Origin of the sequence: Pseudoalteromonas sp. BSi20652 (genome assembly GCF_000239855.1) — a bacterium.
GTDB lineage: Bacteria > Pseudomonadota > Gammaproteobacteria > Enterobacterales > Alteromonadaceae > Pseudoalteromonas.
The window spans coordinates 1-24766 of the sequence record NZ_BADT01000124.1; the positions used below are offsets into that span (position 1 = coordinate 1).

At 37.2% G+C, this 24766-nt stretch carries 22 protein-coding genes and 3 pseudogenes; 13 read left to right on the plus strand and 12 right to left on the minus strand.

Annotated features, from left to right (window positions below):
- Positions 1–826 (minus strand): annotated as a pseudogene (locus P20652_RS07830) (putative oxygenase MesX); the annotation flags it as partial.
- A 605-nt stretch (positions 827–1431) separates the two neighbouring features.
- On the opposite strand from P20652_RS07830, the gene P20652_RS07825 reads away from it, so the two are divergent.
- The 6 genes and pseudogenes from P20652_RS07825 to P20652_RS18305 all read left to right on the plus strand — a co-directional run bounded on the left by P20652_RS07825 (position 1432) and on the right by P20652_RS18305 (position 7893).
- Positions 1432–2181 carry a spermidine synthase gene (locus P20652_RS07825; RefSeq protein ID WP_008169394.1) on the plus strand — a complete coding sequence of 250 codons (750 nt, stop codon included), beginning with the start codon at positions 1432–1434 and terminating at the stop codon, positions 2179–2181.
- Positions 2182–2317: 136 nt separating this feature from the next.
- Positions 2318–3331 (plus strand): DUF5924 family protein, encoded by a 1014-nt coding sequence (locus P20652_RS07820; protein WP_008169396.1) that lies wholly within the window; start codon positions 2318–2320, stop codon positions 3329–3331.
- Positions 3332–3403: 72 nt separating this feature from the next.
- Positions 3404–3640 (plus strand): hypothetical protein, encoded by a 237-nt coding sequence (locus P20652_RS07815; RefSeq protein ID WP_008169397.1) that lies wholly within the window; start codon positions 3404–3406, stop codon positions 3638–3640.
- 388 nt (positions 3641–4028) lie between these two features.
- Positions 4029–4832 (plus strand): hypothetical protein, encoded by an 804-nt coding sequence (locus P20652_RS07810; protein WP_008169399.1) that lies wholly within the window; start codon positions 4029–4031, stop codon positions 4830–4832.
- A gap of 276 nt (positions 4833–5108) precedes the next feature.
- Complete coding sequence (locus P20652_RS07805; protein WP_008169400.1) at positions 5109–5768, plus strand: NADPH-dependent FMN reductase; 660 nt, start codon at positions 5109–5111, stop codon at positions 5766–5768.
- A 308-nt stretch (positions 5769–6076) separates the two neighbouring features.
- Positions 6077–7893, plus strand: a pseudogene (locus P20652_RS18305) (serine/threonine protein kinase).
- A gap of 109 nt (positions 7894–8002) precedes the next feature.
- Here the strand turns inward: P20652_RS18305 and P20652_RS07800 are convergent.
- Both P20652_RS07800 and P20652_RS07795 read right to left on the minus strand, forming a co-directional pair.
- On the minus strand, positions 8003–8527 hold the full coding sequence (locus P20652_RS07800; protein ID WP_008169403.1) for a hypothetical protein: 525 nt from the start codon (positions 8525–8527) through the stop codon (positions 8003–8005).
- 13 nt (positions 8528–8540) lie between these two features.
- Complete coding sequence (locus P20652_RS07795; RefSeq protein ID WP_008169404.1) at positions 8541–9530, minus strand: YHYH protein; 990 nt, start codon at positions 9528–9530, stop codon at positions 8541–8543.
- A gap of 207 nt (positions 9531–9737) precedes the next feature.
- On the opposite strand from P20652_RS07795, the gene P20652_RS07790 reads away from it, so the two are divergent.
- A complete protein-coding gene (locus P20652_RS07790) occupies positions 9738–10169 on the plus strand; it encodes a DUF3859 domain-containing protein (RefSeq protein WP_008169405.1) in 432 nt (143 codons plus the stop codon).
- A gap of 100 nt (positions 10170–10269) precedes the next feature.
- Here P20652_RS07790 and P20652_RS07785 read toward each other — a convergent pair whose 3' ends face one another.
- Entirely contained in the window at positions 10270–10686 is a 417-nt protein-coding gene (locus tag P20652_RS07785) for a VF530 family DNA-binding protein (RefSeq protein ID WP_008169409.1), read from the minus strand.
- Positions 10687–10879: 193 nt separating this feature from the next.
- On the opposite strand from P20652_RS07785, the gene P20652_RS07780 reads away from it, so the two are divergent.
- Complete coding sequence (locus P20652_RS07780; protein WP_008169411.1) at positions 10880–11446, plus strand: hypothetical protein; 567 nt, start codon at positions 10880–10882, stop codon at positions 11444–11446.
- 46 nt (positions 11447–11492) lie between these two features.
- On the opposite strand, the gene P20652_RS07775 is transcribed toward P20652_RS07780, so the two are convergent.
- Positions 11493–12485: an MDR family oxidoreductase gene (locus tag P20652_RS07775; RefSeq protein ID WP_008169413.1), complete on the minus strand. Its 993-nt coding sequence runs from the start codon at positions 12483–12485 to the stop codon at positions 11493–11495.
- A 49-nt stretch (positions 12486–12534) separates the two neighbouring features.
- The gene (locus tag P20652_RS07770; protein ID WP_008169414.1) at positions 12535–13170 is read right to left on the minus strand and encodes a TetR/AcrR family transcriptional regulator; all 636 of its coding nucleotides are present in this window, start codon (positions 13168–13170) and stop codon (positions 12535–12537) included.
- 409 nt (positions 13171–13579) lie between these two features.
- On the opposite strand from P20652_RS07770, the gene rmf reads away from it, so the two are divergent.
- Positions 13580–13750, plus strand: coding sequence for a ribosome modulation factor (gene rmf, locus P20652_RS07765; RefSeq protein WP_002960897.1), 171 nt, complete (start codon positions 13580–13582; stop codon positions 13748–13750).
- Between the two features lie 67 nt (positions 13751–13817).
- Here rmf and fabA read toward each other — a convergent pair whose 3' ends face one another.
- The gene (gene fabA, locus P20652_RS07760) at positions 13818–14333 is read right to left on the minus strand and encodes a bifunctional 3-hydroxydecanoyl-ACP dehydratase/trans-2-decenoyl-ACP isomerase (RefSeq protein WP_007582756.1); all 516 of its coding nucleotides are present in this window, start codon (positions 14331–14333) and stop codon (positions 13818–13820) included.
- Between the two features lie 203 nt (positions 14334–14536).
- Here fabA and P20652_RS07755 point away from each other — a divergent pair, with 203 nt between their 5' ends.
- Genes P20652_RS07755 through P20652_RS07745 form a run of 3 tightly spaced genes read left to right on the plus strand, consistent with a single transcriptional unit; the run spans position 14537 to position 16642 of the window.
- On the plus strand, positions 14537–15394 hold the full coding sequence (locus P20652_RS07755) for a 6-carboxytetrahydropterin synthase (protein WP_008169417.1): 858 nt from the start codon (positions 14537–14539) through the stop codon (positions 15392–15394).
- Positions 15387–16205, plus strand: coding sequence for a M23 family metallopeptidase (locus tag P20652_RS07750; protein ID WP_008169419.1), 819 nt, complete (start codon positions 15387–15389; stop codon positions 16203–16205). The genes P20652_RS07755 and P20652_RS07750 overlap by 8 nt, the downstream gene beginning before the upstream one ends.
- A gap of 5 nt (positions 16206–16210) precedes the next feature.
- The gene (locus P20652_RS07745) at positions 16211–16642 is read left to right on the plus strand and encodes an acyl-CoA thioesterase (RefSeq protein WP_008169421.1); all 432 of its coding nucleotides are present in this window, start codon (positions 16211–16213) and stop codon (positions 16640–16642) included.
- Positions 16643–16913: 271 nt separating this feature from the next.
- On the opposite strand, the gene P20652_RS07740 is transcribed toward P20652_RS07745, so the two are convergent.
- The 5 genes and pseudogenes from P20652_RS07740 to P20652_RS07720 form a co-directional block, all read right to left on the minus strand.
- Entirely contained in the window at positions 16914–18236 is a 1323-nt protein-coding gene (locus P20652_RS07740; protein ID WP_008169425.1) for a Na+/H+ antiporter family protein, read from the minus strand.
- A gap of 8 nt (positions 18237–18244) precedes the next feature.
- On the minus strand, positions 18245–20215 hold the full coding sequence (locus P20652_RS07735) for a DUF3488 and transglutaminase-like domain-containing protein (RefSeq protein ID WP_008169427.1): 1971 nt from the start codon (positions 20213–20215) through the stop codon (positions 18245–18247).
- Complete coding sequence (locus tag P20652_RS07730) at positions 20215–21201, minus strand: DUF58 domain-containing protein (RefSeq protein ID WP_008169429.1); 987 nt, start codon at positions 21199–21201, stop codon at positions 20215–20217. The genes P20652_RS07735 and P20652_RS07730 overlap by 1 nt, the downstream gene beginning before the upstream one ends.
- 6 nt (positions 21202–21207) lie before the next feature.
- A pseudogene (locus P20652_RS07725) lies at positions 21208–22115 on the minus strand (AAA family ATPase).
- Between the two features lie 14 nt (positions 22116–22129).
- On the minus strand, positions 22130–22513 hold the full coding sequence (locus P20652_RS07720; protein WP_008169434.1) for a response regulator: 384 nt from the start codon (positions 22511–22513) through the stop codon (positions 22130–22132).
- Positions 22514–23374: 861 nt separating this feature from the next.
- Here P20652_RS07720 and P20652_RS07715 point away from each other — a divergent pair.
- Positions 23375–24703: a hypothetical protein gene (locus tag P20652_RS07715; RefSeq protein WP_008169435.1), complete on the plus strand. Its 1329-nt coding sequence runs from the start codon at positions 23375–23377 to the stop codon at positions 24701–24703.
- Positions 24704–24766: the final 63 nt, after the last annotated feature.

Sequence of the window (24766 nt, forward strand, 5' to 3'; positions counted from 1 at the left end):
GTTTGGTTTATATGATTTACCCGCTGTTGCGTTGGCGTTATAAATCTCTGGTCTGTAGTATTTTTTGAAACGTTTCCATCGTACTAATGGTGCTTATAAGCTCAAGATTGCTGTAATCATTAAGTAAATCACCAAAGAAAAACAATGCCAAAGGCGCTGCACTATTTGGCGGCATAAAGTAACGTACCTGCAAGCCCATTTTTTTGAAGTATTGCTCAGTTAAAGAAGATTCATTTGGCTCGTATTCAACGCCTAGTACCGGGTGTTGGTTTTCGGTGCGGTTGTAGGTTTTGTTATCTGACACACTTAGGCATATAACCGGTGGTTTTTTAAAGTTTTGTTTATATGTATCCGAATTTACAAATGACTGAAATAGCTTGCCATGTAAAACCCCAAAGTCATCAGGAATACTAAATTGAGGCTTGCCTTTATTATGCTCTTGTAGGAGTACGCTAAAGTCGTAGTCGCGTACATACGATGAAAAGTTGTTTCCTACAATGCCTTCAATGCGCTTATTAGTTTTATGGTCAACAATATTTGTTTTTAATATTTCGATTGATGGGAAGCTTTCGCCTCCATCTTCAATATCTATCTCAACAGAGACAATTTCAAGCTCAACAGCATAACGCTCACCTTTGGTGTTATCCCAGTGGGCTAGGGCATTAAAACGGTTGTTAATCATGTTTAAGGCGTTACGCAAGTTTGCTTTGCGGTATTCACCTCTGGCTAAATTAGCAAAGTTGGTTGTGATACGCGTATTAGTTGATGGATGATAATTTTCGTCGAGTGAAATGCTCTTTATATTAAATGTAAAATCTTTTTTCATCGTATTTATATCCAATTTTATAATTTAAACCTGATTGATGCTCTGCGCTTTATTAGCCTTGCAACTTACTTTGCTGGTTTGTTGTTAAGCAGCTTTAAGTTGTTAGTAATGGTGTTTAGCGCTAAAGGATGAGTAATTTATACGTTGATTGGTATATGAAGAAAAACGGTTTAATTTCACATAAAACATGAGTCATATTCATTAATCATTATTGTTAGATTCGATTACGTAGTAATTGACTAGAAAAAGGCATAAATCGATAAAAATAAAGGATGGATGTTTAGCCGTTTAGACTTCCTTTATTTCGGTGTGCACTTTAATCATGTTGAACATGAGGAATATTCAAAGGGGTTTTTTAAAGCTATAACAGTATATTGGCCAATTTTTTAGTATGTTGCGTAGTTGTTTGTACTAAGAGTCATCACTGGGTGAGTTTTAATTAGCTATAAAGGCAGATAGTGTAACCTAAAATGATAAACCTGCTTTTTAGAGTACGCGTATAAATGCTTGTAAATTAATAAAAGCGCTATAAATCATATTAATAGCAATGGTAGTACGTTAAGTAAGTTATACTCATTTTTCATCACCTCACCTATTGAGTATTCGTGGATATCAAAGGCACTTGTATTGCATCAACTACTGATGAGCATGGCCCTGTTTATGTATATCAAACAAAAAAGAATCTAATTCTCAGCTTTGACGGAAAAATTTATCAAAGCTGTATTAAATTAAATAATATTAACGGGTTAAGCTTAGCTTATACGCAAGCTATGATGGCTGCGCTTTTTTTTATTCCGCACTTAAAAACCGCGATGATAATGGGACTTGGGGCGGGCTCTATTGCAAAAAGTCTTTATCATGCGTTTCCTGCACTGACTATACATACCGTTGAATACCGTAAAGCCGTTGCTGATATGGCTATAAAATATTTTGAACTCCCTGTGTCAGAACGTTTGTTTATTCATATTGGTGATGCGGCAAACTACATGAAAAAAACGCAGATAAAAACGGATGTTATTTTTTCTGATTTATATAGCTCAGATGGGATGGAATCAGATCAGGTGCAATCATCCTACTTACGTGATTGTAAAAATGCGCTCACTTTTGATGGTGTTTTAGTACTTAATATTTGCCATACCAAAGTTGGGCAGAGGGAAGCGTTTGATCAACTACTTGAGAAAGAATTTGTAGGAAAAATTATTAGTTTTATTATTGAAGGTGGCAATAAAATAGTTTTTGCTTTTAACAATAAAATGCCAGTACTTAGTGAGGATGAATTACTTGCTAAAGCGCATGCGTTGCAAAAATTAATAAACGTACCAATGAAGCGCTATGCCGAGCTTTTATTTAATTAAAAACGGTTAGTTTGATGTTCTGTTAAATGACGCGTATAAATCCATCCGTCTATCTGTTGTTCATTTAAACTTGGTTAAACTAATCATACTCTGAATAAAAATAATAAAGTACGTACCCGTACGGAAACACTCATACATGGATTACTGTAAAAATATAATCGCTAAATTTATAAGCGCGATGCAAAAGCGACCTGGATTGTTGGCTGTGTTAGCGTTTTTGTCGGGCGTTGCTAGCTTTGCACTTGTAGATAGAAAAGAGTCTTTTTCGCAAGTTATTGCGATATTTTTACTGATTAGTTGGTTGTGGCTAATTATTGATAATTGGTTACGGGACAAAGTAGAAGAAAAGTTTGGTGTGGCTGTATCTCCTAATGTAATGCGTTTTGCACTGCAAATGGTGCAACAAGAAAGCCTATTTTTTGCTTTGCCGTTTTTTTTAGCGGTTACGCAGTGGGATCATCCTCAAGCAATTTTTACCTCCCTTATTGTTTTGTGTGCGGTTATATCGGTTATCGATCCCTTTTATTACAAAAAACTTGCTAAAAACCGCACGCTATTTAGTGTATTTCATAACTTTGCTTTATTCGTTGTTTTGCTTGTTACCTTACCTATTTTATTAAACCTTACAACAAGCCAAAGTTTAGCCGCCGCCCTTGTAACGGCTGTAGTGGTTACTCTACCGAGTTTAAACAATTTAATGCCTAATGCACCCTGGTGGCGTTTTCCTATTCTTGTATTGATTTTATGTGCTTTAAGCACTGCTGTGTGGCAATTAAGAAGCTATGTGCCTCCTGCAGCGCTGCGATTAACCGATATTACGTTAGCTCATGAAGTTGATTTACAGCATAAAAAGCCAGTAGGGAGTATCAAACAGTTAGACTCTTATACACTGCACCATCAAGGTTTATATAGTTGGACTGCTGTTAAAGCACCAAGAGGCTTAAATGAAAAAATATTTCATGTGTGGCTTCATAATAAAAAAGAAGTTGATCGGATCACATTAAATATAAACGGCGGGAGAGAGCTAGGGTACAGAGCATGGACCCACAAGGTAAATTTCCCTAGTGACTCTGTTGGTAAGTGGCAAGTAAAAGTAGTTACCGAATCAGGCCAGTTAATAGGTTTAACTAAATTTACTGTTACACCTTAATTAACTTAGCTGGCTGTATTTTAAACACATAGCTGATATAGTTTTTGTATTCCAAACTAATGGACATAGTTAATGAGTATTGCATTTGAGATTTTTATTTGGCTAATAGTTGATACTGGCTTGAGCTTTTTATTTTACTCGACCGGTTGGCTATTATTAAAAGTGGTTACGTTTGGGTTGTATAAAAGCGAGTTTAAGGATTTTGCATCTTATAAAGCGAGTAAAGCTAGAAGAGTCGACTTAATCTTCTTACTCGGTTTTTGTTTTTATGTTGCATTGATTGTCCTTATGGCTTATTTAAGTCACTAAACTGGCTAACAAATTAGGTTAATAATTTTAAGAATAATAAGCAGCTTAATGAGTTATTGCTGCTTATAGTTTTCCCCGTTACCGCACTTTTTTACACTTCCTACTTTTCCTGTTTTTGCAATAGGGAACACCTCACCGTGAGTACTATAACTCTTATTTGAACTATTAAATTAAGTACCTGCTAGAGCATTGCTCGGTGCGTACATGGCTTTGGTTTGCTGGTTAAAATTCGAGCTAATTGCAACTTGTAGTTTATGGGTAATACTTAGTAAATACTTCAAATCTAATAAATAAAACAATATATATGCATCTATTTATTGCCCTAACACGTTTTATAACAATACTATGCGCCACTTTTTACCATTTATGATGGTTTTGGACTTAATAAATGACTCACTATTTAAAATATGTATTTGTTATTACGACTCTAGCGGGAGTAAATACAGCTTACGCACAAGCAGTAGCACAAGAGCACTATCAAGAGCTTGAAGTGGGTGTAGGCGGAAATATTAAGCATACCCATACTGACGTAAATTATAAAAATAAAGAGTTTGATTTACATATTCACCCATTATGGGAGAGCCAATATGTAACCGAAGGTCGAGATAACCTTGCTGGTAATGGTATTGCATCAATTGCTACTGAGTTTAACTATAAAAACTTTGCGGTGATCCCTTGGGCGGCCAAAGGTCTTAGTAGTGATTATTCAGAGCTTAATTTAAATGCCATTTATACCGCTCACTTATCTGAGCGAGTAGAGATGTATGTAGGCTATAACTATATTAAAGCTCGCGAAGATGGCATTGATGCTCACGATAATGAGCTAAGCCTCGACGTTGCGTATTTTTATGCGGACGATATTCAGTTGTTAAGTAGTGTATATCATTCATTTGATGCCAGCGGTACATTTTTGGAGATGGCGGTAAAAAAAGATTTTTATATTAACGATTTACTATCAGTAGATATTCAATCAGGCGTGGGGTTTAACGCGGGGTATGTTAATGATGGACACAACGGAATAAACAACGTTAAGTTTACTGCAAACTTGTCGTATCAGCTTTTTAATCAGTTAGCCCTATACACATATACAAGCTATAGCATTGCCGTAAATAAAGATGAAAAGCGCTTTGCAGGTGACGAGACACTTCGAAATATATTTTGGGGTGGTGTAGGGCTAAGTTATCAATATTAGGGCGTGCTTTTTCAAGGTTGAGTCTGAAGCAGTGTGTTTTACTTTTAGGCAGTTCAGAGCCCACTGGGTAAAACCCTTGCTGCATGATTAAATAGATATTAGGAGCAAATAGTAACACACGATAAAATATATTTAACGGTGCGGTTGTTGCTAAATTTCAGTTTTAAATTTAATTATTATTATGTTTTGAATCAATAAACAATGCGTATGTGTAATACACAATAACTAAAAAATGTTAGTGTTTAGCTATCGTTTAAACACAGTTGAGAATTACATATGAAGTTTTTAGTATTTTTAGGCACAGTACGCGATAGCACTCCACCAAAACCAGCTCGCTTAGGCTTAAGGGTTTCTAGGGCTTGTATAGAATGCTTAACAGAGCATTTTGGCGATCATGAGTTTGAGCTAATTGATGCGTTGGATTTTCCTAGCGAAAACGTATTTAAACCACATTTTGCATACGCTAAAAGTAATGCACCTACAGAGCTCACTCTATTAGCTGATAAAATTAAAGCCGCAGATGGGTATATAATGATTAGCCCAGAGTACAATCACAGCATGAGTCCAGCTCTCGCTGACTTACTTAATCATTTTGGTAGCTCATTATTTTCGTATAAACCAAGTGCAATAGTAACTTACTCAGCAGGACAGTGGGGTGGCGTAAGAGCGGCCATTAGTATGCGCACGTTTTTATCTGAACTCGGCTGTTTGCCGGTATCGGCGATGATACACGTGCCAAAGGCGCAAGATGTGTTAAATGAGGATGGCAAACCTGTTACAGGAGAGAGTCAATCATCGTGGTTTAATTATTTCTCACGCACGTTTAGTCAACTAATATGGTGGGCGCAGGCTGCTAAAGAGCATACCGAGGTGGTTGACCCGCAAAGTTTACTAAAAAGCTTTAAAACAGATCCTTCTCAGCGCAATGCGCCTTAATATCCGCTAAGATCGATTTTATGAGCTGTGGTAGAGCCACTAATAAATATTATTATCAAACGCACATAGATGTGACATTACTTAAGCAACTTCGTGTTATTGAAAGTTAGTAAAAACAATGCACTGTATTTATATACAGTGCATTGTGGAAGGCTTACTTTGAACTTTAACGTTTACACTTAAATTTACTGCTATGGCGCTATTTTAGCTCTGTATTATTCAACGATTTCAAAACTCTTATTTAACCTATTGTAATCTCATTACATAAAACTAATAATTGGTTAGTTTTATAAGTTTGAGTACCTGTATTGAAAGCCAAAGAAATCCGCAATTTTTATATCAACGAAGAGCAATCTGTTTATTTGCTTTCGCACCGCGATGCTAAAAAACACCGACAGTGGCTTAATATTTGTATTAAGCAGCTAACACTGCTGGGCTACAAAAACGTTGAAATGATTGGCTCGGGTGCTTTTGGTTTTGTGTTTGCAGGTGATGACGATAACGGCTTACCTTGGGTATTTAAGTTTTCGCGTATTACACTGGCCCAAAGTGTACGTGACCGCCTAGAAGACGAAGCGTATATGCTTTCGCAAATTAATAACCCCTTAGTGCCTACCTTTTATGCGTTTGAGCGAATTAAAAAACAAGGGATTTTAATGATGGCGCGCGCCATTGGAGAGGACCTTGAAAAAGTATCGCTTAAAACAGGGCGCTTTAGTGCCGCGCAAATAATGGCGCTAGCTGTTAGGTTACGTAATGTATTAATTGATTTACGCAGCCACAAAAATGGCATTAGCCCACAACCTATAGTGCATGGCGATATAAAACCTTCAAACCTTGTTTGGGATGCAAACACTGACGCGCTTTCGTTAGTGGATTGGGGCAGCTCTGTGTATGCACAGCTCGATAGTGATGGTAATCCTGTTGCCAGTAACTTTATGGATTTAATGTCGGGCGATTTAAGTACAACTAATGCTCGTATGGGCGATGTGTACTTTATTGGTGAAGCGCAAATGTCGGGGGAGCAATCATCCCCACGATTTGACGAACAAGGTGTAGCTGCTACGTTGTATGCGTTAGCGTCGGCGCAGTCGTGTCGCTTTGGTGCGCAAGCCATCCCTGCAAGCAGCTTAGGGCTCCCAAAAGAACTGGCTAAAGTTATTGATGGCATGCTATCTAAAAGTAAGGCACAACGTGATGGTGCTGGCGATTACTTTATGCGTAACATTACAACTATGGCTAAAGCGTATTTACCTGAGCTTGATAAAAAACAAAAAAAGCAGATATCCCTTTTTGGTATGGCAACGATGAGCAGCCCGACACGGTGGTATATAGTTCACGAAAACAGTTTTTACGCCAAGCCGATCATAACCAGCAATTACTAGATATAAACGACGCGCAACTTGACCGTTATTATAAAGAGTTTTTGTTTGATACAGGCGATACCGAAAAAGCATTTTTAGCATCAATAAGCCGATTAGCTAAGTACCCTGTTGTTGGTGGGCTTAGTTTTCATTGGAAGGATGAGTCGATGTTTGTTGAATCGTCTCTAATTATGCATGACGAATCATTGGGTGATGCCTTTAGTGATGCGATTAATAACACGGTAATGCTCGCGCAAGCGATTAATCAAAAAGGGTTATTTAAGTGTTGTTTGTTTGATGCCCGTAAAACCATTCAACTAGAGCGAGATGGCACGGGTGCATTTAAGTTTGATAGCCTACCAGAGCTTGAATACGAAGTTGTAAGCATGAAGGCAAACGACATAACCCGCCCGCATTCATACTTTGAAGACGGTAAAGACCCTGATGAGCAACTACAGCTACCTAAAAAAGTTATTAAATGCGTATTTGAGCTTAACCAAATTCATCATACGGGGTGTATTATTTTTGAAGCACTGCCGGATAGAATGAAAATTCACCATTACTACCGCTTGCTTGATTCGACCAAAGAGGTTGAGTTTAAACGTTTGCTTAATAAACTTATGCAATACGCGGTAAATATTACGGACGTGGGTGTTGCGGGCTTTATGAAGTTGCCATATAAAAACACACGAGAGTTTAGTTTATGTGAGCAGCAAGAAGAGCATTACTTTCCTAAAAATCCTAAACTTGTATCTTTATAGAAAGTGCTTAAATTAAGAGTGTTGAATGAAAAGACAAAGATAAAAAAAGAGCACAAGTTTGTTTAACGTGTACTCTTTGCTACTTAATTATACGGTTAGGTTTTACTTCTTAAAACACGTTACTAAAGGGCGACGTTGGTGATAGCTCAAATTGATGAGTAAGTTTTTGCGTTTTATTAGTCGCTGTTATTTGATAATGCTGCTTGTGCTCATTGTTACTAAATAGCTTAACGTTAAAGTTAACTTTGGTTAGTTTACTAGGCAAAGAGTAGCGCCCAGTAATGGTTACTTGGTCTATATTGTCGCTTTTAAGTGTATGCGACGCTTCTGGGTTTAGCAAAAGTCCGTCAATAGTAAATTTATACTGATGATCTGCTAAATAAACGTTCTTTTTAACTTGCTTACTTATTTGTTTTTTATGAGCATTAAACTCAACTATTGATACTTTGCCATCCTTGTTTTCATCAACCCCTTTAAAAGCCGACATAGGGATTGAAAGCACAATAAACACGTTATTATCAACAAAATTCAGCGTACCGTGCTCTGCAACCATTAAATGCGCGTTTGCTAATGTTGATGTGCTCAATAAGCCCAATGTGGTCACACTTAACAGATAATTTTTCATATAAGGCATAGCTTACTCCTAATTAAACTTCGCCTTTAACGCAGCGCTGAAAAAACGGGTAAGTGTCTGTTGCGTAGTAGTGGTATATCCCATCAGGAAACTCAGGTGTTACGCCAACGCGGCCATTACATTCATCTAAATCACCAGAGCCTGCTACGTATTCCCAATCTTGTGCAAATGTACCTAGTGGGTATATATCGGTAGAAGGGCGGTTTGCGCTTACGGTTGTTATGTGTTGGTAGCTACCGGTCATTACGGTTAGGGCTGAAGTTGCATCACTTGAGTCTGAATAGCCGTAACGTGCATATATAGGAAAGCCATCTGCTGCCCAGCCTATTAGAGTCATAGTGGAGCCATTGCCACCTCGCAGTGTTACAAAGCCTTCAGGCATACCATGATAATGATATGTGCCATCGGGTTGTACGTGTGCATTGTTGTCGTCTGTTCCAAAACTAAACGTGTCTTGGCTTAGGGCTTCTATATTCCAGTTGCCGCTGTTGTCGCCTAAATCGCAATCGGTGCCTGAATCATCACAACTTCCGCCTGTACCAGCGTCTATTTTAATGCCATTAAGTACAACGCCTATCATTCCACGAGGGCCCCCAAGCATGGTTGCTTGTGTTGTTTCTACAGGCTCAAGTGTGTAGCTTTCATTTACTGATTGTTCAGAAATAGTATTTGGGTTATCGGCATTAGGGAATGTACCTACTTCGTGATCGGGTATGCCGTTAGCTGCTAAATCGCGTGTAGTTCCTGTGCATGACCAATCTGCAGCGCTGGTGGCTTGTACTGATTCTGACTCGTTATATTCGCTGTAGCTATATTCACAAAGTACACTTTGGGTTGAACTGCTGCTACCTGTGCCATTATCTGTGGTGGTTTGTGATGAGCTATCAGTTATGCCTTCTCCACCACCACATGCAACTAACGATGAAACAATTAAAGCAAGAGAAGTGAGCTTTAAAGCATTTATCCTATTTCGATTATTATTATTAAGTGCGTGTTGTTGCATTGCTGCCTACCTGATCAATTAAGTTACTCAAACAATAATCAGCAATTGTGCAAATAGTGTGTAAACAATGATGACAAATTAGCAATTATATAAATAGGCGAAGTATTAAAGCTAAGTTGAGATTTAACTTTATTGGATTGTGTTTTATTTTAAAATTTACAAAAAGTTAGACTAATACCGAAATAGCTAATATAAAAGGCTACCTAAATGGCTAAAATAAAACCTGTAGTAACGCTGCAAAGCCACGGTATTTACTCTAAGTGGGACAGCGAAAGTAAAGCATTGCCACAAATAGAGCAATTTACAACAAATGTAATAGCTGAGGTAGATGTTGAGTTTGGCTTAATCGTAAATATTAAAAAGGGTAAAGGCGAAAAGCTTCACTATTGTATATACCATCCAGATATTCCAGACAGTGACGGTGATGTAATGGACCCCTTTGAAGGCGATGTATACGTTAAAAATAGTGATTGGAACTTTTATTTAGGCGACACGCTTTGGTTGCCAATAGAGAATAAATTGGGTGATTGGCGTATGACGATTGAGCTAAATAGGAAAATCATTGCTGATAAAACTTTTAATGTGGCATTAGAGGCAGAGCGCACTGAAACAGATTTTTGGAAAAACCGAGGGTACTAATTGTTATTTATTGGCTATGTAACGCGGATATAATTGAAGTTAATGAGGAAATAGTTGAAGAGCTATTTATAAACAGCCCTTCAACCTTAAATTAGCGTGTTTAGTTACCCCAAGGGTTACTAGAATTAGAACGCTGTTTACGATCGCGAGCACGTTGCTTAGATTCTTTTTTCTCTATAATACGTTTAGCATCAACAAAACTAAGTTCACACGGTTCACCTGGTTTATGATCAGCTGGGATAACACGATCTCGTGGCGGCAATTCGTATTGCACATCATCAGGCTTAGGTAAGTTTTTAAGACGATAAAGGTAAAAGTTATCTACTTTTTCTTGTGCCCATTGTGTTTTACGTAAAAATTTAACCGCAGACTTAACATCAGGATTGTTTTTAAAGCAGTTAAGTTGTAAATAAGCGTGTAGGAGTTCCCACCCGTATTGTTCAACCAGCTCTTCAACCACTTGTTCTAATTTTACGCCTTGCAGTGGGTTATTACTGAAAAGTTCTTGGTTGCTCATAGGTGTTGCCTCATTATTAAAATACAAATTGCATTATAAGTTTTATCTATAAGTTTTGATACTCAAAATCTACACATACAATGAATTGAAAGATAAAATTTACACGTGTTTAAATAATCGGTAATATTAAAAAGCTTTATAAAATACGGCAAGATGCCAATTTATAGTATTAAAGATTAAGGAATATTACGAAATGGGACTTTTTAATAAGATCAAAACTCAAGCAAGCACTATTGGCTCAAATATTAGTGAATCTACATCAAAGCTAAGTAGTGATATTGCTACTTCAGCAAAAGAAAACGCAAAACTTTCAGCGATTCGTTCAGAAATCACTTCAATCGAAGGTCAGCTTAATATTGGTTACAAAGATATTGGTAAAAAATATGTTGAGAACCTTTTAGCTAACCAAGGTGAAAATGTTGAAGTTGCTTTACAAGAGCCTTTATCAAGAATAGAACCTCTTTTAGAGAAAAAGATTGAGCTTGAAGATGAAGCCATTAAAATTGAAAAGAAAATAAAAGATCAAATTATAATTCAAGAAAAAGCAATTTTTCAAAAAGAATACGATCAAGAAAAAGAGAAGTTAGAAAAAGCAGTAAAACTTGATGTTTTATCTAAAGAAGAAATGGAAGAAAAGTTAGCTAAAGCACGTTTAAAACTAGATAACTTTGACAACATTCGCAAGCTTAAAAAGCAAGAAGAAATGGGTTTGATTACAAAAACAGAATTAGCTGAAAAATTAGCTGCATTCGGTGCCTAAATAAACTTTTAAGCCACATATTACAATGTGGCTTATTATTATTTAATTAACTTTGACAATTAACTACAACACGACCGCGAATTTTGCCTTGCATAAGTTGCTCTGCGTTATTAATTACGTCTTCTAGTGAAATTTCAGTAGAAATTTTATCTAAGTAATCGGCGCTTACTAATTTAGCTAAACGATCCCATGCTTCAATTCTGTCGGCTTTAGGACGCATTACGCTATCAATGCCTATAAGAGATACACCACGTAATATAAATGGGGCAACTGAGGCAGGTAAATCCATGCCTTGGGCAAGTCCGCAGGCGGTTACTACGCCACCATATTTTAATGATGCACAAATATTGGCAAGTGTATGGCTACCTACTGAATCTATTGCCGCTGCAAATCGCTCTTTTTGCAAAGGCTTACCCGGGTTTGAAAACTCATTTCGGTCAATTATTTGTGAAGCGCCTAACTCTTTTAAATACTCACTTTGATCTAATCGACCCGTTGCTGCTGTTACGTTAAACCCAAGCTGGTTTAATAAATAAATAGCAAAGCTGCCTACGCCACCATTAGCACCAGTTACCAGTATTTCGCCAGATTCAGGCGTAATACCTTGTTTTTGAAGTGCTATAACACTTAGCATGGCGGTATAACCCGCAGTGCCTATTTGCATCGCTTGTTTTGGAGAAATACCAGTAGGTAAGGGGATTAGCCAATCGCTATTAAGTGCCGCTTTTTGAGCAAGCCCGCCCCAATGTTTTTCGCCTACACCAAAGCCATTTAATATTACGTTATCGCCGTTTTTAAATTCATCGCTGGTGGAATTTGTAACAGTACCCACTAAATCAATACCTGGCACCATAGGAAAACTGCGTACAACAGGGCCTTTGCCAGTAATTGCTAAACCATCTTTATAGTTAAGTGTGCTGTATAGCACGTCGATAGATACATTTTCGTTTGGTAAATCACTATTTTCGATAGTTGATAATGAAGCGCTATAGTTATTATCTTCTTTATTAATAACAATGGCTTTAATTGGGTTACTCATGGGATATCCTTTTAGACCGATCGTCTTTTAATTGGTAAATAAAAACGCATTAGGTTAATAATGCGCGCAAAAACATTTCTGTATATAAAGTAAGTGGGGTATTTGATTTTGTGAGCTTGGCGCGCATAACAGCGCCTTCCCAACCAATCCAAAAGTACTCACTCATCAATTTTGTATTTACATGGCTTGCAATAGTGCCTTGTTGCTTAGCTTGGTTTAAGCAAACCTCTACATGGTTTTGCCAAGCGGTGTAGCTTTGCATTAATCTGGTTTTAAACTCTTCACTTAAATGGTTAAGCTCTTGATTTAAGTTACCGACTAAACAGCCACGTTTGTAATCGTATTTTTTCATCCCTTTAATTGCGCTTTGGGTAAAATTAATGATTCGCTCAAGTGGGGGAACATCTTCTTGCTGTAGGTAATGGGTAAGCTTGGCAATAAAATAACTGTCGTATGCATCAACTAACGCAATACCGTAGGCTTCTTTACTTTTAAAGTAATGATAAAAAGAGCCTTTAGGTACAGCTGCTTTTTTTAAAATTGTATCGAGCCCTGTGGCGCTAAAGCCAAATTCGGTTAGGGTTTCTAGGCCTGTGCGAATGAGTAACGCTTTTGTATCGGCGTTTTCTCTGGCTATTTTTGGTGGGCGACCACGGCGTATTGGTGTTGATGTATTTTTATTCATGTACTCATATTAGACCGATCGACTTTAAATAATCAAGTATAAATTTAGATTGTTTAAAAATAGTTCAAATTTGGGAGGGTGCTACTAATTTAAGATTAATGAAATAAAAGTGTCACGATTACATTTTTGTTTGGAACTTAGTCAATATTAGTCGGTCACAATTAAAGCACACAAGTGCTTTTTAGCGATTATTAAATCGCCAATTTGTTATTACGAACCGGTCAAATTAAATGTTGTATGACCACTTACTTTTTTAAATGTTAATTCATTTTTGCATCAGCAGCTTAGTTAAAGTCAAACAATTTAATTGCTATTACAATTTGAATTTTACATTTTTATTAACTATTCATTAAATGTAGATTTCACTAATGCTACACAATATATAAATAAAAAGGTGAGGATATTACCGATGAAGAGACAGAAAAGAGATCGTTTAGAAAGAGCTCATTCTCAAGGTTTTAAAGCAGGTTTAGCAGGTCGCTCAAAAGAGCTATGCCCTTATCAACAAGTAGATCCAAAATCAGAGTGGTTAGGAGGTTGGCGTGAAGCGATTGAAAACCGCAACATGTACAAAACCTAAAACCAATAATCGAATTTAAGCAAAAAGGCCTCCACATTGGAGGCCTTTTTGTTTGTGCGTTTAAAAATTAAAATGCACTAGTGTCTTGGAACAAGCCCACTTTTAAATCTTTTGCTTCGTAGATTACTCGGCCATCTACTTCTACAGTGCCATCGGCAACGCCCATAAACAATTTACGTTTAATTACGCGTTTCATTACAAGACGGTAAGTTACTTTTTTATTAGTTGGTAAAATTTGGCCAGTAAATTTAACTTCACCCACACCTAGCGCACGACCAAGACCAGGGCCACCAGACCAACCTAAGTAAAAGCCAACTAGTTGCCACATAGCATCTAATCCTAAACAACCTGGCATTACTGGGTCGCCTTTAAAATGGCAATCGAAAAACCACAGGCTAGGGTCAATATCAAGCTCAGCAACAATTTCACCTTTACCATGAATTCCGCCATCAGCAGTAATAGAGGTAATGCGGTCCATCATTAACATGTTGTCACTTGGTAAACGGCAGTTGCCTTCACCAAACATTTCACCTTGACCACACAGGATCAAATCTTCTTTTGTATAGCTATTTTTAGGTTCCATAACACTTATCTTCGCTTAGAAATTGCCAAGTACTTTAGCGTACACTTGTACGCTAAACAACTCGGAGCAGTTAAAAAATCAAAATATTGCATATTAAATCATCAATCAATCAACACGATTGGTTTTTGCACTATAAAACCGCGCAATTACAATCAGAAATCATTATAATTAACGCTGTCTTATAACCAGTCTAAAGGAAGTTTATGATCCTTTTTGTTAACTCACTAACTGTGATTGATTTTTCTTACTTATGTAACAAACGCGGCGCCGTTGGCGAGAGCTGGATTGTTGATTTAACTTTGCACGGTAAACTTAACGAAGAGTCTATGGTTTTAGACTTTGGTTTAGTTAAAAAGCAAATTAAAGGCATTATAGATGAGTGTATTGATCACCGTTTAGCAATTCCTACAGGGCTTAATGGCACTGTATCTGAATTTGACGAGCATAAAACACTCGACTGTACATTTGGTGAAAATAATCACTTAGCTATGAGCGCTCCTCATCAAGCTTATTGCATGATTAACGCAGACGAAGTAACTGTTGAATCGGTTACCGAATTTTTAATTGCGACTATTTTACCGAAGCTACCAGATAACATTGAAAAAATTGAGCTGTCTCTTAAGCCTGAACACAGCCAAAGTTTTTACTACCATTACAGCCATGGCCTTAAAAAGCATGACGGTAATTGCCAGCGTATTATTCATGGGCATCGTTCTCAAATTGGTATTAGCCTAGATGGCATCTCTATGCCGCGCTTGCAAAAAGAATGGTCTCAAAAGTGGGAAGATATTTACTTAGCCACCAGTGAAGATCAAATTAACGCACCTGATTTAAAACACATAACAGCCAAGGCGGGTGATGTATGTTTTGCTTATACATCGGCACAAGGCTATTTTGAAATGGCGATTAGCGAGTCTCGTTGCGACATTTTACAAGTAGACACCACTGTAGAATGTATTGCTGAACATGTAGCTGGCCAAATTAAAGCCCAATACCCAGAAAAAGCAGTGAAAGTAACCGCTTATGAAGGGGTTGGAAAAGGATCGATTAGTTATGTTTAAAACACTTTTAGCAACAGCGCTTGTTGCCTCTGCTAGCTTTAGTACTATGGCGCTTGAGTTAAAAGGACATTTAACACAAGGCGGTTTAGTTACTGGAAAGCTAGAAAACGCTAAATCAGTAAGCTTAGATGGCAAAAGTTTAAAACTTTCACCAAAGGGTGATTTTGTGTTTGGTTTTGGTCGTGACGCTGAAACGACTCATACTCTAAAATGGGTAGATAACACGGGTAAATCTCATTCTCAGCCGCTAGCCATAACTAAGCGTGAATATGAAATTGATAAAATTACCGGCGTGGCTAAGAAGTATGTTTCACCGGCAAAAGAAGTCAGTGCACGTATAAGCCGCGAAGCTGTTGCTGTGCGAAAAGCGAGAGAAGTAGACTCTGATTTACTGTACTTTTTAGACCCTGTGTTAAAGCCTGCAGAAGGGCGTATATCGGGTGTTTACGGCAGTCAGCGCTATTTTAATGGCGAGCCTCGTCGTCCGCACTTTGGCTTAGACATCGCTAATAAAACAGGTTCTCCTGTTTACGCGCCAATTAGTGGTACCGTGGTATTTGCTGAATCTGATTTATACTACTCAGGCGGTACATTAATTATTGATCATGGCCATGGTATTACCTCAACTTACATTCATTTAAGTAAGCTTGATGTAAAAGTGGGTGACAAAATTAAGCAAGGTAACAAAGTGGCTGAAATTGGTGCAACAGGCCGTGTAACGGGTCCTCATCTAGATTGGCGTTTTAACTGGAAAGGCGAACGCCTTGATCCTGCATTACTAATGCAAAATACATTAGCAAACAAAAAGTAGAGACTATGACTGACGTAAATCGCGATGAAATAATTGCTCAGCGCATTGAAGATTCAACCACATCGGTAACTAAAACAGTGTTTCCAGGGCGTACTAATCATCATAATACATTATTTGGTGGAGATGCACTGGCGTGGATGGATGAAGTGGCATTTATAGCAGCTACTCGTTTTTGTCGTAAACCTTTGGTAACTATATCCTCCGATAGAGTTGATTTTAAAGAAGCGATACCAGCGGGTACCTTTGCAGAGTTAATCGCTAAAGTAGTCCATGTAGGTAACACCAGCTTAAAAGTTGATGTAGATATACTATTAGAAACGATGCACAGAGACGATAAGCACTCAGCCATTAGTGGTAGCTTTACGTTTGTAGCTGTAGACGATAACCACAGACCGACTCCGGTAGTATGCGATAAAATGATTTATGGTTTTGATTAATTTAAAGCTTTAAATATGCGGTAAAGTAAATTTATATAAGCACCTTAATTGGTGCTTATATAAAACACTTAAAAGAACACATCATACTAATTATTCATTAAATATAACTTCAACAACAGAGTTAATATTAACTAAAAAAGTAATCAAACTGGGGGGAATTGATAGGAGTGAGAGTTGTTGGATTTGGATACTAAAAAGGTATGCTTTTACCATACCTTTTTAGTTACATTTAGCTTTTAATTAAATTTAATTACACTTACGTAAATACTTTTTAAAGTACCATTGCTGCAATCCAGCCAAATATAAGCAGCGGAATGTTAAAGTGAATAAATGTTGGGATAACAGAGTCTCTAATATGGTCGTGCTGGCCATCGGCATTTAAACCCGATGTTGGGCCAAGCGTTGAATCTGAAGCAGGGGAGCCTGCATCACCTAAGGCGCCTGCAGTACCAACAAGTGCAGCGGTTGCCATAACAGAAAACCCAAGATCTAAACATAAAGGAACAAATAAAGTAGCAATAATTGGCACTGTTGAAAACGAACTACCAATTCCCATTGTAATTAATAACCCGACTAACAAAATAACACCGGCGGCAAGGGGTTTATTACCATCAAAAAGGGCGGCTGTGCTGTGTACTAAGCTCGCTACATCGCCAGTGGCTTGCATAACCGATGCAAAGCCTTGTGCTGATATCATAATAAAACCAATCATGGCCATCATCGCAACGCCTTTACTAAATACGTCGCCGTTTTCTTCCCACTTAACTACACCAAAAACACTAAATATCATTACACCTACTAAACCTCCTAAAATCATTGAGCCACTTAGGTTTTGTGCAACAAGTGAGGCAAGTACTGCAAAAAGTCCTACAATCATTACTTTTTTAGGGTTTTCTACCTCAGCCGATTTACTCACAGTAGTTAATGGGAGCTCGGTGTATTCGCGGCGTTTTTTATAGGTAATAAATACCGCAATAAGTAACCCAATAAACATACCTAATGCAGGAATAATCATAGCTAAAGGGACTTGGGTATTTACAATGTCTAGGCCGTTATCAACTAGGTTTTTGTGCAAAATAGAATATAAGTAAATACCGCCAAAACCATAAGGAAGCACCATGTAAGACGTTGCTAATCCAAATGTTAAAATACACGCTATAGCACGCCTGTCTAACCTTAGTTGGTTAAAAACAACGAGTAACGGCGGGATTAAAATAGGAATAAACGCTATGTGTACAGGCACTAAGTTTTGCGAAGAAATCGCACACCCTAAAATAATTAGTAAAATGAAGTAACTTAAAAATGTTTCATTACCGTTGCCTCTTGTATTTACTTTGTCGAGTAATTTATCAGCGAGAATGCGTGTTAAACCCGACTTAGAAATTGCAACGGCAAATGCGCCGAGCATAGCATAACTTAGTGCTATTTCAGCTCCGGCAGAAAGGCCAGAATTAAATGCATCAACACTTTCTTTTATACCCAAGCCTGCGGTTAAACCAGCGACTAAAGCACTTATGATCATGGCAACAATAACGTTAACGCGAGCCAAAGATAGCCCGAGCATTAAAATAACGCCTATAACAACAGCATTCATAATATTTTCTATTTTGAAATTTTCATTAATTTTATCAGATCTTTAGCCTGAGTTTTACGCTCTTTCGTAAAAGGTCTTTTACCATAGCGTACTTGGTTAAATAACTGACTAAATGTGTTTATAGATTGCGCAGAATGAGGAAGTTGACCAGCAAAAAAGTCTAACTGCTGACCTGGTGTTAAATTATCGGGTGTATTTATTTTTTGTTTATTAGCCCATGCTTTTACTTCATAAAACTCTTTAACCATAGGCGCTAATTTAGCCGGGCGTTTTGGTAAATTTAAGTAAACAAAATAACCAATAAAACAAAAAGCAGCGGTTAGTAAAACCATTAATGGTACAAGCCAAATGTTTTTACTACCAAAAATTGATTTTAAAAAATCATTTTGTTTTTCTTCGTCAAAACCAAGTACCCAGCTAGACCATTGATAATCGAGATTTTCAAGTTCCAACCTTAACCAATTAATAGCGGGGAAATTACTTAAACTCACTAAACCAAAATCAAGATTACTTTTAAATTCTTCATTCAGTTCTTGGTTTTGTGAAAGTGAGCCATTCAAACGCTCTGGTGCAACAACAGCGGTTGCATCAAAAATAACCCACCCTTCGTTTTGTAAATATACTTCTACCCATGCATGTGCGTCGTACTGGCGAACTGTTAGTGTATTATTATCTTGGTTTAATTCACCACCTAAATAACCACTTACTAATCGAGCGGGTATACCTGCGGTTCTAAATATGTACGCAGCGGCGCTTGCATAATGGCCACAAAAGCCACGTTGGTTATCAAATAAAAATTGATCAATGGTGTTATCGCCGCTCATAGGAGTGGGTGTTAACGTGTAAGTAAATCCCGTATCTGCAAAGTATTGCAATAAGGTATTGTAAAAATCGCGGTCAGAGTGTGTATTTTGCTTTAAGGTTTTAGCAAGTGATGATGTTTTTACATTTTTTTTATGGATGAGGTATTTGTAGCGTTTTTCTTCAAATTGGCCAAGCGGTAAAGCTGTAAAGTTGAAGCTATTTACATCGTATTGTAGGTTTTTAGCTTGTCGGCTTTTTTTTCGCAATAAACCTAGCGAATTACCTTCAACATTTTGTGAGTTACTACTGGAGTAGGCTAAACCATAGAGCCATTTTTGTGTAGCAGGCTCTGTAATAACTGAGTAGCTTGCTATAAGTTGCTCATCATTTTCGCTCTGCGTATTTGTTTTTAAATTATTATATTTTAAAAAGTCAGACGTAAGCCACGCATTGCCATTAAATTCATCATGGACGATTGCTCGCCAATAATAAGGCGCTACAGGTTTTTCTTCGTTAAATTTAGCTCTAAAAACAAGCTCATCTGAGTTTGAAAGCTTTGCAATATCGAATGGATCGACTTGTTCAGAAAGCCCAGTTTTTGCAAGCTTAGGCCCAGGAAGCTGCCAAAAAGCTGGCATTTTTGGTAAAAAAAGCAGTAAAAATATAGCTAACGGAAGCGCTAAAAGTAGTAATTTACCGCTTTGCTTAGAGGCTATTTTTAAATTATGTTTGGATTCGAGTAGGCCAAGTACTGCAAAATTTAATATGTATAAACCACTTACAGTTAAAGTCGTTAAAATGCTTTGGTTAAATAAATACACCGATGAGAGTGAAAAAAACGTAAGCGTTGTAATTACATGATAGTGCTTTTTGGTTTTAGCCTGTAGCAGCTTAAATAAACTAGCAAGTAGTAACATGGCTACAAATAAAATAACCGTATCTGACATGCCTATGGTATAGAGCATCAAACCAAGTGACATACCTGCGAGTATGTTTGCTAGCCAAGCATTTGGCTTTGGTTTATTATTCAGCGTTATGTAAAAGTTCCAGGCACAAATAAGTGCAAGTACACCTACAAAAACAAGCGGTAAATGTGATACAAAAAATACAATTAAACATGCATATATAAATGACAGTGAATAATTTATTACTTTTTCGTTTTTAATTATGTTCATTACACATCACCATTAAATGAGCATAATAACGCTAAACATTGCAGCTTATGCTGATGCCCGGTATTTGTATTTATTGTTTTACCCGGAAGCTTTAACATAAAAGGGGTATTCTGCTCGGTTGCTTCACACACTAAAAAACATAACTGGCTTAAACGTTGTTCGGTATCCCCATTCATCAACGTAAAATCGAGGAGCGCATTCGCTGTTTTAAAGTCTACAAACTCTTTAACTAACAACTGCTGTGTTTTTGCGTAATGCTTCCACGACACTCTTTGCAAGCCCATCTCAGGTAAATGTGGGATGAGAGACTCAAACTCTTCGCTACCCGATTGTGTAGAAATCCCTTTATCGGCTTGCTCATCAAGCACAGAAACATGCGCATCACTGTGTATTTGCTCAAGCGACGGGTAAACAAAAATATCTGTTTGTAATTGAATGTAGCTCCAAACAGTAATTAAACCAAAGGGATAATTACTCGCTATTTTAATACGTTGCACTGTGTATTTACCGCGTGTGCTGTAGGGTAAGCTGAGCGTAAGTAACTGAGGCTTACTATCAACTTGGTCGGTATGTTTGTGAGTGTGCTCACTACCTTGGTATGTTAAATTAATTGATTGGGCAACTGAAGGTTTTTGTAATTCAAATACAATACTCGGTTTTTGAGGAGCGTAGCTGTTAAATGTATCTTTAAATTTAACTGTTAAGCCTTTAGCGTTACTGTAACCCATTAATACAGCAATAATCATTACCACAAACATAAGATAAGACATTATTAAAATTAAATTATTTTGATAATTAATGCCCATCACAAAGTTTAAAATAGCCACAATTACAAAGTACCAACCTAGGGACGATGGCAATACATAAATTGTTCTGTGTTCAAGTGTAATTGAGTTTTTTAAATGTTTATTTTTTAATAACTTATTAAATAGACTTCGCTTAAATGACTTAAATAAAGAAGGGCGCTTTGCTGCTTTTTTTGGCATAAAAGTTTACACCGGAACTAAAACGTTTTTTAAAATATCGTTTACTTGTGCTTCACCTGACTCATTATGCAAACCTAATCGATGCTGACACACACTTGCAAATACGGCTTGAACATCTTCTGGCATTACAAAATCACGACCATCAATAAAGGCCCACGACCTAGCCGCTTTAGCGAGAGCCATACTAGCCCGAGGTGATAACGATGCTGCAAAAGCGTTGCTTGTGCGTGTGTAATTAACAAGCTCTATAATGTAGTCAACAACCGGGCTGCTTAGAGTTATTTTGCTTATTTGGGTTTGAATTGCTGTTAACTCTTGTTGGTTAATGCGCTGAGGTAATTGGCTGTAATCTCGTTTTTGCATATTCAAAATTAAGCGTTTTTCGGCTTCTTTAGGTGGAAAACCCAAGCTAATACGCATTAAAAAACGGTCTAATTGTGACTCCGGTAAAGGGTAAGTACCTGATTGATAAAGCGGGTTTTGTGTTGCTATCACAAAAAATGGATTTGGCAGCGTATATTTTTTTCCATCGACTGTTACTTGTTGCTCTTCCATTGCTTCAAGTAACGCACTTTGTGTTTTGGGTCCTGCGCGGTTTATTTCATCAGCTAAAACAACTTGGCTAAAAATAGGGCCTTTATGAAACGTAAAGCTATGCTCGTTACTATTAAATATATTTGTGCCTAAAATGTCAGCAGGTAACAAGTCACTGGTAAACTGTATACGTTGATAAGAAAGTCCTAACACAGCTGCTAAAGCATGGGAAAGGGTTGTTTTCCCCATGCCGGGTAAATCTTCTATTAGTAAATGACCTTCACTAAACAAACAAGTAAGTGCTAATTTTATTTGTTGTCTTTTTACCCAAAAATAACGCCTGATAAGTCTTCTATGATGGCTGTAACAGTACTTTGCATGGTAACCTTTTTTATTATTCTATGAGTTCGAGGCGCTTCATTACGGTGTCAACTTTTTTAGCGTTAAAAGGCTTTTCTATAAACCCATTTGCACCTAATTCCCATGAGTTTTGAACATTTTCGAAACTATTATGTCCAGAGCACATAACAACATGAGCATGTGGGTATGTATTATTTATAAACTCAAGGATGTCAATACCATCAGAATCAGGTAAATCAACATCTAAAAAAATAACATTAGGTGATTTTTCATTCATTAATGGTTTAGCTGAGTTAAAATTGGTACTTTCTAAAATATCTTCAAAGCCTAGGTCAGTTAAAATTTGATTCAGATAATCGCGTATTTCCTTAACATCATCAATAATGAGGATAGGCTCTAAAGGTCGAACAAATTCCATATGTTAATTACTTCTATATTTAATACATCTAAAGTATTTTCAATACTATGCTAACACCCTCGTAACCTCAAGATAGATGCTCAAAAAAGCGCAATTAATATGCAGTGTAGTTGTACCCCATAAATAAGGATAATAATGAAGGAGCAATTACCGAACACACAAGGTTACAACCTCGCGCCGCGATTCAATCGCCCCTAGATTGAACAACTTCAACCCACAAAGATCAACACGCGCTTAATTTGCAAAGGTAAGTACATATTATTTTATTAATGACTAAGATGCGTAATATTAAGCATAAGTAATTGATTAAAAGTGGCTAAACAAAATCACACCCAGCCTGACGTTTTTATTAAAGAATAAATAAGTTATTTACTTAAATGGTTGCACTTATGTAAGCGCGGCTTAAACCGTTGTTTACAGTATTTTCACTGATTCAATATGAATATTGTCAGTAAAAACACACGAATGTGCGAGGTAACCCAATAGGTATGCAAATCTCAATATGCGATATCTCCCTACCTAGAGTAAATTTCAGAGTAATAAAACAACACTTTTCAGCTCATATAATAAACAAATCGATTGCTTAGGATAAAAAAACATATTAAATCTTTATTTTTTGCCTTAATTCAATGTAACAAATTTGCTACTTAACTTATTGATTCAAAATTAATTACATAAAAATTATATTTTTTGTAAATGTTTTGTAATAAAAAATCGTTGACCTTCTAAATTCATTCTGTGATTATGCTCAACAGTTGGGCTTATGCTCATGATTGTAACTTCAATGCGATGTTACACTTATGCTCATGGTAACTCACCTAAACACACTGAAATCACACCACACTAATTAAAGAGCTTATTATGTTAAAAAATAAAAATACAAAATTTGCAATTTCACTTCTAGCAGCAGCAATGGCAACATCGACTTCAGCTCGGGCTGATGTTTCAGATTATCTAGAACGCTTAGATATAGATTTTCTATTAATGCAAAACTTTCAGTCTATTCAGGCAAAAGATGGCGCATTTCGCCCTGAAGATGAAGTACAAGAATCTGGCTTTGGCCGTGTAAGAGCTAATTTACAGCTCAAATTTCACATCAATGAGTTTATTACGGCCGATATTGATATTGCTGAGGAACCAAATGATTTTGGTGGAGGCGACCGCGACTTTTCATTTCATAATGACTTTGCCGGCGTCGAGTTTGATTTGCTTGGCCTTTATGGCACACCAAAAGAAGATGAAAATCTTACACTCAGATTAGGTAATATTGGTGCAGCACCATTCCAATTTAAAGGGTTTCAAGACGGTGCAGACAACCAAGGCAATGCACTTATTGGTAACGGCATAACCGACTACGCTACAGCAGAGAACGGTGCGCAGCTTAGCTACACTAAAACATACGACAGTGGTGCACTTCGTTCATACAATGTTGCCGGTCACATAACAACGTCTAGCTTTGGCGAAGCGTTTCAGCAAGACCGTGGTTATAATTACCGCCTTCAAGGTACATTAGAGTTTGAGGGTGGCTTTAAAGCAGGTTTAAACCTTTTCAAAGCAAATCAAGGCGACCAACTAAACTTTGAAAATGGCGTAGCTAGCTTAGACGGTGTTACCACGACTAATTACCGATTTGGTGATGGTGAAAACTATAACTTTTCTGCTTCACCTTCAAACGAACGTGACACACACGTAGGCGCAATGCCTGGGCTTGAGCAGTCAATTATACAACTAAATTTAGCATACCAACCGTCTGATGAAACAAGCCTAGTTTTCATGGTAGGTAAATCATCTGATGATTATACGTTTGCAGATGCTGCGGGTAATGCAGTGGCAGGTATCACATACTTTGGTACTGATGGAGTGGCTGATGCTAATGGTACAACGTATGATTCAAACAGCGTGATCAAAGGCGATACTTCGGTAGAGTATTTTGTATTTGAAGCGCAGCAATACCTTATCCCTAAGCAGTTATATGTAGCAGCTCGTTATTCAGAAGCAGAAAACACATCTGATTTAATTGAGCAAACAGACAATACAGTAGAACGTATTCAAGTTGCTGCAGGTTACTGGTTTAACGATAAGACGTTATTAAAAATTGAATATGTAAATCAAGAAGAAGGTGTTAATTCTGCTGGCCAAATAGGCGCAGGGTTTGACGGTTTCACATCTGAGATTTCAGTTAAGTTTTAACTTATATTCAGTAACTTAGTACTTAATATATAGCTATTTTGAGCTGTTTTAATAAAGTGTTTT